This is a genomic window from Stenotrophomonas sp. TWI1151, assembly GCF_039673135.1.
Taxonomy (GTDB): Bacteria; Pseudomonadota; Gammaproteobacteria; order Xanthomonadales; family Xanthomonadaceae; genus Stenotrophomonas.
The window spans coordinates 47,012-62,999 of the sequence record NZ_JBDJLA010000001.1; the positions used below are offsets into that span (position 1 = coordinate 47,012).

Sequence of the window (15,988 nt, forward strand, 5' to 3'; positions counted from 1 at the left end):
TACCCGTTGCATTGGTGCCACCGGTTGGGCCGGTGATACCCGTTGCATTGGTGCCACCGGTAGGGCCGGTGATACCCGTTGCATTGGTGCCACCGGTTGGGCCGGTTATCCGCCGGATCGGCGCCGACCCGTGGGCCGGCACCGATCAATGCCTTACAGCGATTCGAAGATACCCGCCGCGCCCATGCCGGTGCCGATGCACATGGTCACCATGCCGTACTTCTGCTGACGACGGCGCAGGCCGTGCAACAGGGTGGCGGTGCGGATCGCGCCGGTGGCGCCCAGCGGGTGGCCCAGGGCGATCGCGCCGCCAAGCGGGTTGACCTTGGACGGGTCCAGGCCGCAATCGCGGATCACCGCCAGCGACTGTGCGGCGAAGGCTTCGTTGAGCTCGATCCAGTCCAGCTGGTCCTGGGTCAGGCCGGCCTGCTTGAGCGCCTTGGGGATCGCGGCGATCGGGCCGATGCCCATCACTTCGGGGCGCACACCGGCGACCGAGAAGCTGACGAAGCGGGCCAGCGGGGTCAGGCCGTAGTCCTTGATCGCCTGCTCGGAGGCCAGCAGCACCGCACCGGCGCCATCGCTCATCTGCGAGGAGTTGCCGGCGGTGACCGTGCCGCCGAACTGGCCGTTGCGGAACACCGGGCGCAGCTTGGCCAGGCCTTCAGCGGAGGAATCCAGGCGCGGGCCTTCGTCGGTATCCACGATCGTGTCGCGGGTGATGATGCGGCGGCCGTCGGCCAGGTCCGGCTGGCGGGTGCGCACGTCGTACGGGCTGATCTCGTCCTTGAACTCGCCGTTCTGGATCGCGGCGATGGCCTTCTGGTGCGAGGCGAGGGCGAAGGCGTCCTGCTCCTCACGCGAGACCTTCCATTCTTCGGCGACCTTCTCGGCGGTGATGCCCATGCCGTAGGCAATGGCGACGTGGTCGTTGTCGAACACGCTCGGTGCCATCGCGATCTTGTTGCCCATCATCGGCACCATCGACATCGACTCGGTACCACCGGCCAGCATCAGGTCCGAATTGCCCAGACGGATCTGGTCGGCGGCCATGGCCACGGCCTGCAGGCCGGAGGAGCAGAAGCGGTTGACGGTCTGCGCGGCGATGGTGTCCGGCAGGCCGGCCAGCAGCACGCCGATGCGGGCCACGTTCATGCCCTGCTCGGCTTCCGGCATCGCGCAGCCGATGATCGCGTCATCGATGCGGTTGAGGTCGATGCCCGGCGCCTGTGCGACCACGGAGCGGAGCACATGGGCCAGCATGTCGTCGGGACGGGTATTGCGGAACACGCCCTTGGGCGCCTTGCCCACCGGGGTACGGGTGGCGGCGACGATGTAGGCGTCCTGGATTTGCTTGGTCATTGCAGTGATCTCTCTAAAAGGGTCAGTTGCGCAGCGGCTTGCCGGTCTTGAGCATGTGCGCGATGCGGGCCTGGGTCTTTTCCTGCTGGGCCAGTTCGACGAAGTGCTTGCGTTCCAGGGTCAGCAGCCACTCTTCGTCCACCAGCGTGCCGCGATCCACTTCGCCACCGCACAGCACGGTGGCGATGCGCACGGCGATCTCGTAGTCGTACGGGCTGATGAAGCGGCCTTCCAGCATGTTGACCAGCATCATCTTGAACGTGGCGATGCCGACGTCACCGGCGACCTGGATGCGGCGGGCCGGCATCGGCGGACGGTAGCCACCTTCGGCCAGCGCCAGCACTTCGGCCTTGGCGATGTGCAGCGTCTCGAAGCTGTTGAACACCACCTTGTCGGTCGCGCGCATCAGGCCCAGTTCCTTGGCGTTGACCGCCGAGTTGGAGACCTTGGCCATCGCGACGGTTTCGAAGGTCTTCTTCAGCTCGGCGAACACGTCACCGCCTGGACCGGCGGCCTGCGAGGCGCGCACGGCCAGTTCCTTCAGGCCACCACCGGCCGGCAGCAGACCCACGCCCGCTTCAACCAGACCGATGTAGCTTTCCAGCGCGGCCACGCTCTTGGCGCTGTGCATCTGGAACTCGCAGCCACCGCCCAAGGCCAGGCCGCGCACCGCGGTCACCACCGGCACCAGCGAATACTTGATCGCCTGGCTGGTGCGCTGGAAGTTGTGCACCATCTCTTCGAACTGGTCCACCTTGCCGGCCTGCAGCAGGCCGAGCGCACCGGACAGATCGGCGCCGGCGGAGAAGGGTTCCTTCTGCTGCCAGATCACCAGGCCCTTGTAGTCCTGCTCGGCGCGCTTGATCGCTTCCTGCAGGCCGTTGAGCACGTGGTCGGACACAGTGTTCATCTTGGTCTTGAAGCTGACCACCGCGATGCCGTCGCCGTCGTGCCACATGCGCACGCCGTCGTTCTCGAACACGGTTTCGCCCGGGCTGAAGGTCTCGCCCAGCAGTGGATCCGGGAAGCGCTGGCGCTGGTACACCGGCAGCGCCGAACGCGGCAGCTTGGCATTGCGCGACGGGCTGTAGCTGCCTTCGGCGGCGTGCACGCCGTCGCGGCCATCAAACACCCAATCGGGCAGCGGTGCGCTGCTCATGCTCTTGCCGGCCACGATGTCATCGGCGATCCACTGCGCGACCTGCTTCCAGCCGGCGGCCTGCCAGGTTTCGAACGGGCCGAGCGACCAGCCGTAGCCCCAGCGGATGGCCAGATCGACGTCGCGCGCGGTTTCGGCGATGTCGGCCAGGTGGTAGGCGCTGTAGTGGAACAGGTCGCGGAAGGTCGCCCACAGGAACTGCGCCTGCGGGTGCTGGCTTTCGCGCAGCTTGGCGAACTTCTCGGCCGGGTTCTTGATCTTCAGGATCTCGACCACTTCCGGTGCGGCGGTGCGGTCCGCGGTGCGGTAGTCCTGCTTCTCCAGGTCCAGCACCACGATGTCCTTGCCGACCTTGCGGAAGATGCCGGCACCGGTCTTCTGGCCGAGCGCGCCCTTGGCGATCAGCGCGTCCAGCCACTTCGGCGACTTGAAGAATTCATGCCACGGATCGTTGGGCAGGGTGTCGCCCATGGTCTTGATCACGTGGGCCATGGTGTCCAGGCCGACCACGTCGGAGGTGCGGTAGGTGGCGGACTTCGGGCGGCCGACCAGCGGGCCGGTCAGGCCGTCCACTTCATCGAAGCCCAGTCCGAATTCCTGGGTATGGTGGATGGTGGACAGGATCGAGAACACGCCGATGCGGTTGCCGATGAAGTTCGGGGTGTCCTTGGCGTACACCACGCCCTTGCCCAGGGTGGTGACCAGGAACGCTTCCAGGCCTTCCAGCACCGAGGCATCGGTGGTGGTCGCCGGGATCAGCTCGGCCAGGTGCATGTAGCGCGGCGGGTTGAAGAAATGCACACCGCAGAAGCGGTGGCGCAGCTGCTCTGGCAGCACGTCGGCGAGCTTGTTGATGCCCAGGCCCGAGGTGTTGGAGGCCAGCACGGCGTGATCGGCCACGAACGGGGCGATCTTCTTGTACAGGTCCTGCTTCCAGTCCATCCGTTCGGCGATGGCCTCGATGATCAGGTCGCAGTCCTTCAACTGCTCCAGGCCGGTTTCGTAGTTGGCCGGCGTGATCGCCTCGGCGTAGGACTTGCTGGCGAGCGGGGCAGGGCTGAGCTTGCCCAGGTTGGCAATCGCCTTGAGCACGATGCCATCGGCCGGACCTTCCTTGGCGGGCAGGTCGAACAGCACCGTGTCGACGCCGGCGTTGGTCAGGTGGGCGGCGATCTGGGCACCCATGACGCCGGCACCCAGCACGGCGGCACGGCGGACTAGCAGGGAATTGGACATGTCGATAAGCCTTTGGTTGTCTGGAAGCCGGTCAACGCCCGGCTCTACGGGGTGGAAAGGGAGGTCGTCGAAGCGCTCGAGGCCCCGCTGGCGCGGAATCCGGCTTCGGCGAAATGAATCAGTTCCTGGGCGGCATGGGCACGATGCGCCGCTTCGGTGACACCGGCGGGTCGCTTGATCAGGCCGAAGTCGGCCATCGCGTAAGTCAGCGAGCCGGCGAGGAAATCCAGGCGCCAGTACAGCTCCTCCTTGCTCAGCTCCGGCACGCAGGCGGAGATCGCCTTGCCGAAGTCGCGCAGGACGTGGCCGTAATGGTCGGACAGGAACTTGCGCAGGTTGTCGTTCTTTTCGGCGTAGGCGCGGGCGATGACCCGCACGAACGCGCCGCCGGTCTGGCGGTCCTGGGCCATCGCCAGCGCCGGCTCGACGAAGGCGGCCAGCACCGGGCGCAGCGCGCCAGGGTGCTCACGGCGTGCAGCCTCCAGCTGGGCAAGGCGGGCCGAGGTCATCTCGTCCATGCGGCGGCGGAAGACCTCGTTGACGAGGTTCTCCTTGGAGCCGAAGTGGTAGTTGACCGCGGCGATGTTCACATCGGCCTGGCTGGTGACCTGGCGCAGCGAGGTGCCCGCGAACCCGTGCAGGGCGAACAGTTCTTCAGCGGCGCCGAGGATGCGGTCCTTGGTGGAGAAGTGGGCAAGTTTGGCCATGGGGCAGGGCAGTTCAATCAAACGATTGTTTGATATTAGACCTGCGGCTGCGGCATCGCATTGTGCGGCGCAGCAGAAATGGGCGTCCGTTCATCCGCCCCCGGGTAGCGCCGGCCGCTGGCCGGCAACCCTTCATTCCCTGAACGGGGCGAGCGATCCCATGCGGTCCAAGCCTGCCACGCAAGGCGTGGCACTACCGGAGATGGGGAGGACACGTTAGAATTGGCGCACGTATATCAGGCTAAGCCCGCGTTTTGACGCGGGTTTTTTTCATGTTAACCTCGGGCCGATCAAGTGGCCCGCCCAACGGAGTATTCCCATGGCGCTGGAGCGCACCCTTTCCATCATCAAGCCGGACGCCGTCGCCAAGAACGTCATCGGCGAAATCTACGCCCGCTTTGAAAAGGCCGGCCTGAAGGTCGTCGCCGCCAAGTACAAGCAGCTGTCGCGCCGTGAAGCCGAAGGCTTCTACGCCGTGCACCGCGAGCGTCCGTTCTTCAACGCGCTGGTCGAGTTCATGATCTCCGGCCCGGTGATGATCCAGGCGCTGGAAGGCGAGAACGCCGTGCTGGCCCACCGCGACCTGCTGGGCGCCACCAACCCGAAGGAAGCCGCCGCAGGCACCATCCGCGCCGACTTCGCTGAATCCATCGATGCCAATGCCGCCCACGGCTCGGACTCGGTTGAGAATGCCGCGATCGAAATCGCCTACTTCTTCGCCGCGACTGAAGTCGTCTCGCGCTGAGAGTGATGCCGTGAACGAGGTCGTACAGCCAACCGCCATCCCATCCGTGCTCATCTCGAGCCCGGTTGTGGCCAAGCAGAACCTGCTCGACCTCGATCGCGAGGGTCTGGAGCGCTTCTTCGCCGAGACACTCGGCGAAGCGCGCTACCGTGCCCACCAGGTGATGAAGTGGATCCACCATCACTACGTCACCGATTTCGATGACATGACCGACCTCGGCAAGGCGTTGCGCGCCAAGCTCAAGCAGCATGCCGAGGTGCTGGTTCCGAACATCGTGTTCGACAAGCCCTCCGCCGATGGCACCCACAAGTGGCTGCTGGCCATGGGCACCGACGGCAAGAACGCGATTGAAGCGGTCTACATCCCGGACAAGAACCGCGGCACGCTGTGCGTGTCCTCGCAGGTCGGCTGTGCGCTGAACTGCACCTTCTGTTCGACCGCCACCCAGGGCTTCAACCGCAACCTGTCCACCGCCGAGATCATCGGCCAGGTGTGGGTCGCGGCGCGCCATCTGGGCAACATCCCGCACAAGCAGCGTCGTCTCACCAATGTGGTGATGATGGGCATGGGCGAGCCGTTGATGAATTTCGACAACGTCGTGCGCGCCATGAGCGTGATGCGCGACGATCTGGGCTATGGCCTGGCCAACAAGCGCGTGACGCTGTCCACCTCCGGCCTGGTGCCGCAGATCGACCGCCTCTCCACCGAGAGTGACGTGTCGCTGGCGGTGTCGCTGCATGCGCCCAACGATGCACTGCGCGAGACCCTGGTCCCGCTCAACAAGAAGTACCCGATCGTCGAGCTGATGGCCTCGTGCGCACGTTACCTGCGCGCCAACAAGCGCCGCGAATCGGTCACCTTCGAATACACCCTGATGAAGGGCATCAATGACCAGCCCGAGCACGCCCGCCAGTTGGCGCGGCTGATGCGCCAGTTCGACAACGCCGTACAGGCCTCGAACTCGGGCAAGGTCAACCTGATTCCGTTCAATCCATTCCCGGGCACGCGCTATGAGCGCTCCGGCGAAACCGACATCCGCGCCTTCCAGAAGATCCTGCTCGATGCGAAGGTGCTGACGATGGTGCGACGCACCCGTGGCGACGACATCGATGCCGCCTGCGGCCAGCTCAAGGGCCAGGTCATGGATCGCACGCGCCGCCAGGCCGAGTTCAATAAAACGCTGCAGGACGGGAAAGGCCGGGATGCGGCTGCCTGATTGCCGATTGCCAGCCGTTGTTTTCCTCGCGCTGGCAGTGGTCGGCTGTGGCAAGCAAGGCATCAAACCGCCGTCCGGGCCCCTTGAGGTCGCGCCGACCTATGAGGCCCGGGACAACCCTGAGATCCGCAAGCGCGTGAACTACCAGGACCAGATGGTCCTGGCTGGCGAATCGCTGCGCGCAGGTGCCCCGGATGCCGCCGAGAAGCGGGTGCGGGCGGCCATGAAGATCGATGCGCGGCGTCCCGAGGCCTACATGCTGCTGGCGGCCATCGCCGCCCAGCGCGGCAACGAGGCCGAGGCCGGCCAGCTGTACGCCAAGGCCGCCGAACTGGGCCCGGAGCGCGGCGACGTCCTCAACAATTATGGCGCGTGGCTATGTGCTCATGGCCGGCCGGCCGAGTCGCTGGTCTGGTTCGACCGGGCGCTGCAGGCGCCGGGCTACACCACGCCGGCGTCCGCCCTGGCCAATGCCGGTGGCTGTGCGCTGGACGCAGGCCAGCCCGAACGGGCCGTGCCGGACCTGCGACGGGCGCTTGAGATAGATCCCGTCAATGCCTATGCGCTGGAGTCGATGGCCCGCAACGAGTACGCCCAAGGGCGCTATTTCGAGGCCCGGGCCTTTTCGCAACGGCGTTTGACGGCTGCACCGGCCACACGTTCCGTGTTACAACTTGCCTCTCAAATCGAGGCGCGGCTTGGCGACAGCGTGGCATCCGGTCGCTATCTGCAGCGAATTCATGACGAATTTCCGCAGGATGCGGCACCTAATCCCCGGGGTTGAAGCATTGTGATTGATGACCAGACTGTGAACGCTTTTGATACTGCGGCCGGTTGCGGAGCTCGTCTTCGCCAGGCCCGGGAAGCGGCCGGACTGACCCTGGAGGCGGTGGGGCAGCAGCTGCATATGCCGGTTCAGGTACTCAAGTCCCTCGAAGAAGAACAGTGGCAGCGTCTCGGCGCGCCGGTCTTCGTCCGCGGCCAGCTGCGCAGTTATGCCCGCCTGCTCAAGGTGGACATCGGCGAGATCCTCGAGCAGGCGCATATCGGGCCGATCGTGCCGCCGCAGCTGGTCAGCCACACCCATACCCCGCGGGCCCGGCGCATTGCCGAGAGCCTGGGGCGTCGTGTCCTGTATGTCGGCATCACCGCCGTTCTGGCCGTGCCGGTCTGGTTCGCCACCCGCGGCCATTTCGATGGCACGGCGACCACCCCGAACACCGCCTCGCTGGATGTGATCCCGGCGGCGGTACCGGTGGCCGGTGGCGACACCCCGGACCCGGCCGCACCGGTGGCGGTCGAAGCGGCCAAGCCTTCGGCACCGGCGGCGCCGTATCTGGCATCGCTGACCCCGGTTCCGCGTCCGGCCGCTGCGCCGGCATCGCAGGCCGGCGCCCTGAGCCTGCAGTTCAAAGGCGACAGCTGGGTGGATATTTCCGGGCCCGACGGCACCACCGTCGAAAAGGCCCTGATCAAGTCGGGCGAGACCCGCAGCTTCGCGCCAGGCCAGGTGGCCCGCATGGTGCTGGGCAATGCATCGGCGGTCGAGGTTCAGCAGGCCGGCACTATCGTCGACCTTTCGCCGTACCAGCGAGCCAACGTGGCACGCTTTACGGTATCCTCTGACGGCTCCGTGGTCCCAGTTTCGCACTGAACCGCGTTTCCCCAATCCAATTCAAATAGCTCCTCCTCATGGGCGGGGCGAGAGTACGCATGGCGATCGACGACCTGCTCGACGAGCACGAACAAAGTGAACGCGTCCGCGGCTGGCTGCGGAAGAACGGTGTCAGCATCCTCGCTGGCGTAGCCATCGCGATTGGTGGCATCTGGGGCTGGAAAGAGTGGCAGACCCGGCACAGCAACAGCCTGGCCGGCGCCAACGTCCAATACCAGATCGTCCTCAAGAGCCTGGAAGAAAAGGATCTGGAGCAGGCCGCCAAGGGTGTGAAGGACCTGGAAAGCGGCAAGGCCAACATCTATGCCGATCTGGCCGCACTGCAGCTGGCCAAGGCCCAGGTCGATGCCGGCAAGAACGAAGACGCGCTGGCGACCCTGCGCGCGATCAAGGCCGACCCCGAATTCAAGCCGGTGATCGAGCAGCGCGTTGCGCGCCTGCTGGTGGCCACCGGCAAGACCGAGGATGCGATCAAGCAGCTCGGCACCGCAACCGACAGCGCCAGCCTGGAAATCCATGGCGACGCACTGATGGCGCAGGGCAAGCGTGATGCCGCCCGCGAGCAGTATGAGAAGGCGCTCAAGACGCTGGACGTGGCAGCGCCCCAGCGGCGCCTGCTGGAAACCAAGTTGACGGATGCCGGTGGCACCGTCACCGATCCTGCGGAGTCGGTGTAATGAATCAGATGGTCATGATCAAGCGCGTTGCCACGGTTGCCCTGTTGGGCATGGCCCTGACCGGCTGCAGCACGATGAAGGGCTGGTTCGCCGGCAAGGATGCGGCGGCCAAGAAGGCGCTGGAGCCGGCCGAGCTGGTCAAGTTCGATGCCACCGCCAAGGTCGACAAGATCTGGACGGCCAACGTCGGCAAGGGTGAGAAGCGCATCGGCGTCCGTCAGGGCCCGGTGGTCGCCGATGGTCGCGTGTACGCGGCCGCCATCTACGGTGGCGTGCATGCCATCGACCTGCAGACCGGCAAGAAGATCTGGACCTATGAACCGGCCAAGGTGAAGAAGCAGCCCAAGCTGCGTCTGTCCGGTGGCCCGGGCGTGGGTGACGGCCTGGTCGTCATCGGCACCCTGGATGGCGAAGTCATCGCGTTGAACGCGGCCGACGGCACTGAGAAGTGGCGTGCCAAGGTGCCGGGTGAAGTGATCTCCGCGCCGGCCGTGGGCCAGGGCATGGTGTTCGTGCGCAGCAACGACGGCCGCGTGACCGGCCTGGATGCCGAAAATGGCACCCAGCGCTGGTTCAACCCGCGCGAGCTGCCGGCACTGACCGTGCGTGGCAACGCGCCGGTCGTCGCCGGCCCGGGCGTGCTGTTCATCGGTAACGACGACGGTTCCATCGCCGCGCTGGCCATGCAGGACGGCCGCACGCTGTGGGACCAGATGGTCGGCACCGGCGAAGGCCGTACCGAGCTGGAGCGCATGGCCGATATCGATGGCGCCCCGGTGCTGGAAGGCAATACGCTGTTCGTCAGCAGTTTCAAGAACCAGACCATGGCGATCGAAGGCCCGACCGGCCGTCCGCTGTGGGCACGTGATCATGGTGGCGCCGGTGGCGTGGCCCTGACCTCGAGCAATGTGTTCGTCACCGACAACAAGGGCGGCGTGTTCGGCCTGGACAAGGCCAGCGGTTCGGCCATGTGGTCGCAGACGGGCCTGGCCCGTCGTTCGCTGACCGGTCCGGTCATCCACGGCGATTACGTTGTGGTCGGTGATTACAAGGGGTATCTGCACTGGTTGCGGACCGATAACGGTGAGTTCGCGGCGCGCGCCAAGAGTGGCGGCGACGCCCTCCTGGCACAGCCGGTAGCTGCCGATGGGATTCTGCTGGTGCAGAACGTTGATGGAAAGCTGACCGCGTTCCGGTTGGCACAATAAGGAGTTACCGCGATGCTGCCCTTGGTCGCCCTGGTTGGACGGCCGAATGTCGGCAAGTCCACGCTGTTCAATGCGTTTACCCGTACGCGCGACGCGCTGGTCCATGACCAGCCCGGCGTGACCCGGGACCGTAATTACGGTGTTTGTCGTCTTGATGAAGACCACCCGTTCCTGGTGGTCGATACCGGCGGTATCGCCGGTGAAGAAGAAGGTCTGGCCGGCGCTACTGCCCGCCAGGCCCGCGCCGCCGCCGCCGAGGCGGACCTGATCCTGTTCGTGGTCGATGCCCGTGAGGGCCCGATGGACGACGAGATCCTGTCCTGGCTGCGCAAACTGGCCCGTCCGACCCTGCTGCTGATCAACAAGATCGACGGCATGAACGAAGACACCGTGCGTTCGGAGTTTGCCCGTTACGGCTTCAGCGAAATGCTGACCGTCTCGGCCGCGCACCGTCAGGGCCTGGATGATCTGCTGGACGAGGTCGTGGAACGGTTGCCGGAAGAGGGCACCACCGAGACCCTGGACACCGATCCGAACCGCATTCGCATCGCCTTCGTCGGCCGCCCCAACGTGGGCAAGTCGACGCTGGTCAATCGTCTGCTCGGCGAAGAGCGCATGATCGCCTCCGAAGTGCCCGGTACCACCCGTGATTCGATCGCGGTGGACATGGAGCGTGACGGGCGCGAGTACCGCCTGATCGATACCGCGGGCCTGCGTCGCAAGGCGCGCGTCGAGGAAGTGGTCGAGAAGTTCAGCGTCATCAAGACCCTGCAGGCCATCGAGCAGTGCCAGGTCGCGGTGCTGATGCTTGATGCCTCTGAAGGTGTCACCGATCAGGACGCCAGCGTGCTGGGTGCGGTGCTCGATGCCGGCCGTGCCTTGGTGGTGGCGATCAACAAGTGGGATGGCCTGACCGATTACCAGCGCGAGCAGGCTGAAGCACTGGTGTCGCGCAAGCTCGGCTTCGTGCCGTGGGCCGAAGTGGTGCGCATCTCGGCCAAGCACGGCTCGGGCCTGCGTGAGCTGTTCCGCTGCATCCACGCCGCGCATGCCTCGGCGACGCATGAGTTCAGCACCAGCGAAGTCAACAAGGCGCTGGAAACGGCCTACGAGACCAACCCGCCGCCGGCGATCCGTGGTCACGTGTCCAAGCTGCGCTACGTGCATCCGGGCGGTTCCAACCCGCCGACCTTCATCGTCCACGGCACCCGTCTGAAAGACCTGCCGGAGTCGTACAAGCGCTATCTGGAGAACTTCTTCCGCAAGCGCTTCAAGCTGGTCGGCACGCCCGTGCAGTTCATCTTCCGCGAGGGTGTGAACCCGTACGAGGGCAAGAAGAACGTGCTCACCGAACGTCAGCTCAAGCGCAAACGCCGCTTGATCAAGCACGTCAAGGGCAAGTGATGCAGAAAGAGCCGGCGCAAGCCGGCTCTTTTCATTTGGGGCTGCCGGCCAGTGGCCGCACGCAGCGGTAGTGCCGGCCGCTGGCCGGCAACCCGGACAAACCGGCGGCCGGCGCGCCCGTGCGCGATAATCCCCGCATGAGCACGATCCCCGAACTCACCCCTGCGCAGGCCCGCGAACGCCTCGCCCAGGGCACACTGCTGATCGACGTCCGAGAGGCGCACGAGCGTGCCACCGGCATGGCCGAAGGCGCCCTCGGCATCGCCACGGGCGATCTCCAGGCCGAACCTGGCACGCACCTGCCGGCCATCGACCGCGAGGTCGTCCTGATCTGCCAGAGCGGCAAGCGCTCGATGGAGGCCGCGAACGTCCTGGCCGGTCTCGGCTATACGCATGTCGCCTCCGTCCACGGCGGGACGTCCGCGTGGCGCGCTGACGGGCTGCCGTTGGTGCAGCCGATGCAGAGCGACGCCGAGCGCGATTTCAACGAACGGTACTCGCGTCATCTGCTGTTGCCGCAGGTGGGTGTCCAGGGCCAGAAGACGCTGCTCGCCTCGCGCGTGCTGGTGCTCGGCGCCGGCGGTCTGGGCGCACCGGCCAGCTTCTATCTGGCCGCGGCCGGGGTAGGGCACCTGCGCATCGCCGACGACGACGTGGTGGATCGCAGCAACCTGCATCGGCAGATCATCCATACCGATGCCAGCGTCGGCGAGCCCAAGGTGCGCTCCGCCCGCGCGCGCCTGCTGGCGCTCAATCCCTCGCTGGATGTGGAGGCCGTGCAGGCGCGGGTCACCTCGGACAACATCGATGCGCTGCTCGAGGGGGTCGACGTGGTGCTGGATGGCTCGGACAACTTCCCGCTGCGTTATCTGCTCAACGATGCCTGCCTCCAGCACGGCATCCCGCTGGTGTATGGCGCGGTGGAGCGCTTTACCGGCCAGGTCAGTGTGTTCGATGCCGGTCGCCAGCGTGGCACTGCGCCGTGCTACCGCTGCCTGTTCCCGGAGCCGCCGCCGCCCGAGTTCGCGCCCAACTGCTCGGAGGCCGGGGTCCTCGGCGTGCTGCCGGGCATGGTCGGTCTGCTGCAGGCCACCGAAGTGCTCAAGCTGCTGCTCGGCATCGGCGAGCCACTGATCGGGCGCCTGCTGACCTTCGATGCGCTGGGCATGCGCTTCCGCGAGACGCGGCTCAGGCCGGACCCGGCCTGTCCGCTCTGCGCGCCCGGGCGCGCGTTCCCTGGGTACATCGATTACGCCGCGTTCTGCAGCGGCGCGTAGATCCACGCCATGCGTGGATGCGGTTCGCCGGGACGCTATGCGTGGATGCCGTTGTCGACGGGCCGCCGGGTGAGCGCAGCCACGCGTGGCGTGGCTCTACCGGTGGGTTCGGTGGCGATTTCGGGACGATGCGGCATCCAGATTCGATATCGTTCTGAATTCAGCACGATAAAACGCATCATCCGCGCTATTGCCCTTCACCGCTTTGCCCTATCGTTGACCCATCTTGTGTAGTCCGGGGAAACAACCGCATGGCGGTGGAAGCAGGTGCCAGTGAACTGGTGAAAGTCGTTGCTCTGCTGGGTGCGGCAGTGGTCATGGTGCCGCTGTTCCGCCGGCTCGGGTTGGGCTCGGTGCTGGGCTATTTCGCCGCGGGCCTGGCCATCGGCCCGTTCGGGTTCGGCTGGTTCTCCGATCCGCAGGCCATCCTGCATACCGCCGAGCTCGGCGTGGTGATGTTCCTGTTCGTGATCGGCCTGGAGATGCGGCCCTCGCACCTGTGGAGTCTGCGCAACGAGATCTTCGGCCTGGGTACGCTGCAGATCGTGGTCTGCGGCGCGGTGCTGACCGGCGTGTGCATGCTGCTCGGCTTCCCCTTGCCGGTGGCCTTCATCGGCGCCGCCGGGTTCGTGTTGACCTCCACCGCGGTGGTGATGCAACTGCTCGCCGAACGCGGCGACATCGCGCTGCCGACCGGCCAGAAGATCGTCTCGATCCTGCTGTTCGAAGATCTGCTGATCGTGCCGCTGCTGGCGGTGGTCGCGTTCATGGCGCCGGTGCACAGTGATGCGGGCGAGAGCTCGCGCTGGGTCACCGTGGGTATCGCTGCCGGTGCGATCGTCGGCCTGGTGCTGGTCGGCCGCTTCCTGCTCAATCCGTTGTTCCGCATCCTCGCCGCCGCCAAGGCGCGCGAGGTGATGACGGCCGCTGCCCTGCTGGTCGTGCTCGGCGCCGCGCTGCTGATGCAGCTGGGTGGGTTGTCGATGGCGATGGGCGCGTTCCTCGCGGGCGTGCTGCTCAGCGAATCCACCTTCCGCCACCAGATCGAAGCGGACATCGAGCCGTTCCGCGGCATCCTGCTCGGCTTGTTCTTCCTCAGCGTCGGCATGGCGTTGGACCTCACCGTCGTGGCCAACAACTGGCCGCTGATCGTCTCCGGCGTGTTCGCGCTGATGCTGGCCAAGGCGGTCTGCATCTACGTGGTCGCGCGCATCCTGGGCAGTGATCATCGGCAGGCGCTGGACCGTGGCGTGGTGATGGCGCAGGGCGGCGAGTTCGCCTTCGTGCTGTTCTCCGCCGCGGCGGTGGCCGGTGTGATCGACGTACAGGTCAATGCCAATCTGACCGCGATCGTGGTGCTTTCGATGGCGCTGACGCCGCTGTTCGTGCTGCTGCACGACAAGCTGATGCCGGACCGGGAAGTCTCGCTCGATGGTGTCGAAGAAGCCGACGGCTTGTCCGGCAGCGTGCTGCTGATCGGCTTTGGTCGCTTCGGCCAGGTGGCGAGTCAGTCGCTGCTGGCGCGCGATGTGGATGTGACCATCATCGACAACGACGTGGACATGATCCACAACGCCGAGCGCTTCGGGTTCAAGATCTACTACGGCGACGGTACCCGGCTGGATGTACTGCATGCGTCCGGCGCGGGGTCGGCGCGTGCGATCGCGGTGTGCGTCAACAGCGACCAGGATGCCGATCGCATCGTCGAGCTGGTCACCCACGAGTTCCCCCAGGCCAAGCTGCTGGTGCGCTCGTTCGATCGCGAGCATTCGCTGCGCCTGATCCATGCCGGCGTGGACTTCCAGATCCGCGAGACCTTCGAGTCGGCGCTGCAGTTCGGCCAGGCCGCGTTGATGGAGCTGGGTGCCGATCCGGACGATGCGCGTGAGATCGCCGAGCAGATCCGCGAGCGTGATGCGGAACGCTTCGAGCTGGAGATGGCGGGCGGAGACCTGCGCGCCGGGGCGCACATGGTGTTCGGCACGGCGCTGCCCGGCGTGCCCACGCCGACCCCGTTCACCGCGCCCAAGCGCAAAGCGCGCACGCTCAACGCGGACGAGGTGCCGGAAGAGGAATGAGGCTCCGGTAGTGCCGGCCGCTGGCCGGCACCCAGGTGGGCCCATCCCACGTGCCGGCCAGCGGCCGGCACTACCGGTGGGCGGGGCGGGCCGAATCAGGGACAATAGCCGACCGTCGCCCCCACGCCTGCCGCCCTCGATGAGCTCACCGACTTCCGACACCGCTTCTTCCGCCCGCATTCTCGACGGCCGCCGCATCGCCGAAGACCTGCTGGACAGCCTCAAGGTCCGGGTAGATGCCCGCCTGGCTGCCGGTGGCAGCCGTCCGGGCCTGGCCGTGGTGCTGGTCGGTGGCGATCCGGCTTCGACCGTGTACGTGCGCAACAAGCGCCGCGCGGCCGAGAAAGTGGGCATCGAAGCCTTTGATTACGATCTGCCGGCCGGCACCACCGAGGCCGAGCTGCTGACGTTGATCGACCAGCTCAACGCCGATCCGAAGATCCACGGCATCCTGGTCCAGCTGCCGCTGCCGGGCATCCCGGACGCCAATCGCCTGATCCACCGCATCGACCCGCGCAAGGACGTTGATGGCTTCCACCCGGAAAACGTCGGCCATCTGGCCCTGCGCGAATTCGGCCTGCGCCCGTGCACGCCGCGCGGCATCGTGACCCTGCTGGGCCATACCGACCAGCCGGTGCGCGGCCGCAACGCCACCATCGTCGGCGTCAGCAACCACGTCGGCCGCCCGATGGGCCTGGAGCTGCTGATCGCCGGCTGCACCGTGACCAGCTGCCACAAGTTCACTCCCAAGTACGTGCTGGAGCAGTCGGTGCGCAACGCCGACATCCTGGTGGTCGCCGTGGGCCGCCCGGGCATCGTCCCGGGTGAATGGGTCAAGCCGGGCGCCGTGGTGATCGACGTGGGCATCAACCGCCTGGATGATGGCCGCCTGGTCGGCGATGTCGGCTTCGAGGCCGCCGCCCAGCGCGCCAGCTGGATCACCCCGGTCCCGGGCGGGGTAGGGCCGATGACCGTGGCCACGTTGATGCAGAACACGATCGAGGCCGCCGAGGCGTTCTGACCGCCCTGTGCCGACCCACGGTCGGCATCTCCCGCGGCCGCGCGTCCGGGCCGACCGACACCTGCCGCCCCTGGTAGAGCCGACCGTTGGTCGGCTGCTGTTGGCGCGGTGGCAGGGCGATCCAGGCGTAGCCGACCAACGGTCGGCTCTACCGGATCCAGGCGCAGCCGACCAACGGTCGGCTCTACCCGATCCAGGCGCAGCCGACCAACGGTCGGCTCTA

Annotated in this window: 13 protein-coding genes; 10 read left to right on the forward strand and 3 right to left on the reverse strand. The window is 66.4% G+C overall.

From position 1 onward, the window contains the following. Positions 1-153: 153 nt before the first annotated feature. From ABE422_RS00200 to ABE422_RS00210, 3 genes are read right to left on the reverse strand one after another with little or no spacing between them, the layout of a single operon-like run. Positions 154-1,362, reverse strand: a complete 1,209-nt coding sequence (locus ABE422_RS00200) for an acetyl-CoA C-acyltransferase (RefSeq protein ID WP_141058424.1) — start codon at positions 1,360-1,362, stop codon at positions 154-156. Between the two features lie 22 nt (positions 1,363-1,384). Beyond that, the gene (locus ABE422_RS00205; protein ID WP_346482198.1) at positions 1,385-3,757 is read right to left on the reverse strand and encodes a 3-hydroxyacyl-CoA dehydrogenase/enoyl-CoA hydratase family protein; all 2,373 of its coding nucleotides are present in this window, start codon (positions 3,755-3,757) and stop codon (positions 1,385-1,387) included. A gap of 44 nt (positions 3,758-3,801) precedes the next feature. Beyond that, a complete protein-coding gene (locus ABE422_RS00210) occupies positions 3,802-4,464 on the reverse strand; it encodes a TetR family transcriptional regulator (protein ID WP_346482199.1) in 663 nt (220 codons plus the stop codon). Positions 4,465-4,783: 319 nt separating this feature from the next. On the opposite strand from ABE422_RS00210, the gene ndk reads away from it, so the two are divergent. The 10 genes from ndk (at position 4,784) to folD (ending at position 15,765) form a co-directional block, all read left to right on the forward strand. Continuing rightward, entirely contained in the window at positions 4,784-5,209 is a 426-nt protein-coding gene (ndk, locus tag ABE422_RS00215) for a nucleoside-diphosphate kinase (RefSeq protein ID WP_008265389.1), read from the forward strand. Between the two features lie 10 nt (positions 5,210-5,219). After that, a complete protein-coding gene (rlmN, locus tag ABE422_RS00220) occupies positions 5,220-6,425 on the forward strand; it encodes a 23S rRNA (adenine(2503)-C(2))-methyltransferase RlmN (protein ID WP_313218066.1) in 1,206 nt (401 codons plus the stop codon). After that, positions 6,412-7,209 carry a type IV pilus biogenesis/stability protein PilW gene (pilW, locus tag ABE422_RS00225; RefSeq protein ID WP_313212319.1) on the forward strand — a complete coding sequence of 266 codons (798 nt, stop codon included), beginning with the start codon at positions 6,412-6,414 and terminating at the stop codon, positions 7,207-7,209. The genes rlmN and pilW overlap by 14 nt, the downstream gene beginning before the upstream one ends. Before the next feature lie 6 nt (positions 7,210-7,215). Further along, a complete protein-coding gene (locus ABE422_RS00230; protein ID WP_313218068.1) occupies positions 7,216-8,079 on the forward strand; it encodes a RodZ domain-containing protein in 864 nt (287 codons plus the stop codon). A gap of 59 nt (positions 8,080-8,138) precedes the next feature. Further along, positions 8,139-8,777: a tetratricopeptide repeat protein gene (locus ABE422_RS00235; protein WP_019183086.1), complete on the forward strand. Its 639-nt coding sequence runs from the start codon at positions 8,139-8,141 to the stop codon at positions 8,775-8,777. Next, a complete protein-coding gene (bamB, locus tag ABE422_RS00240; protein ID WP_313212316.1) occupies positions 8,777-9,985 on the forward strand; it encodes an outer membrane protein assembly factor BamB in 1,209 nt (402 codons plus the stop codon). The genes ABE422_RS00235 and bamB overlap by 1 nt, the downstream gene beginning before the upstream one ends. Before the next feature lie 12 nt (positions 9,986-9,997). Beyond that, entirely contained in the window at positions 9,998-11,389 is a 1,392-nt protein-coding gene (gene der / locus ABE422_RS00245; protein WP_259261070.1) for a ribosome biogenesis GTPase Der, read from the forward strand. Positions 11,390-11,526: 137 nt separating this feature from the next. Beyond that, entirely contained in the window at positions 11,527-12,666 is a 1,140-nt protein-coding gene (moeB, locus tag ABE422_RS00250) for a molybdopterin-synthase adenylyltransferase MoeB (RefSeq protein ID WP_346482200.1), read from the forward strand. Positions 12,667-12,917: 251 nt separating this feature from the next. After that, the gene (locus ABE422_RS00255; RefSeq protein ID WP_313212314.1) at positions 12,918-14,744 is read left to right on the forward strand and encodes a monovalent cation:proton antiporter-2 (CPA2) family protein; all 1,827 of its coding nucleotides are present in this window, start codon (positions 12,918-12,920) and stop codon (positions 14,742-14,744) included. A gap of 139 nt (positions 14,745-14,883) precedes the next feature. Beyond that, entirely contained in the window at positions 14,884-15,765 is an 882-nt protein-coding gene (gene folD / locus ABE422_RS00260; RefSeq protein WP_346482201.1) for a bifunctional methylenetetrahydrofolate dehydrogenase/methenyltetrahydrofolate cyclohydrolase FolD, read from the forward strand. Positions 15,766-15,988: the final 223 nt, after the last annotated feature.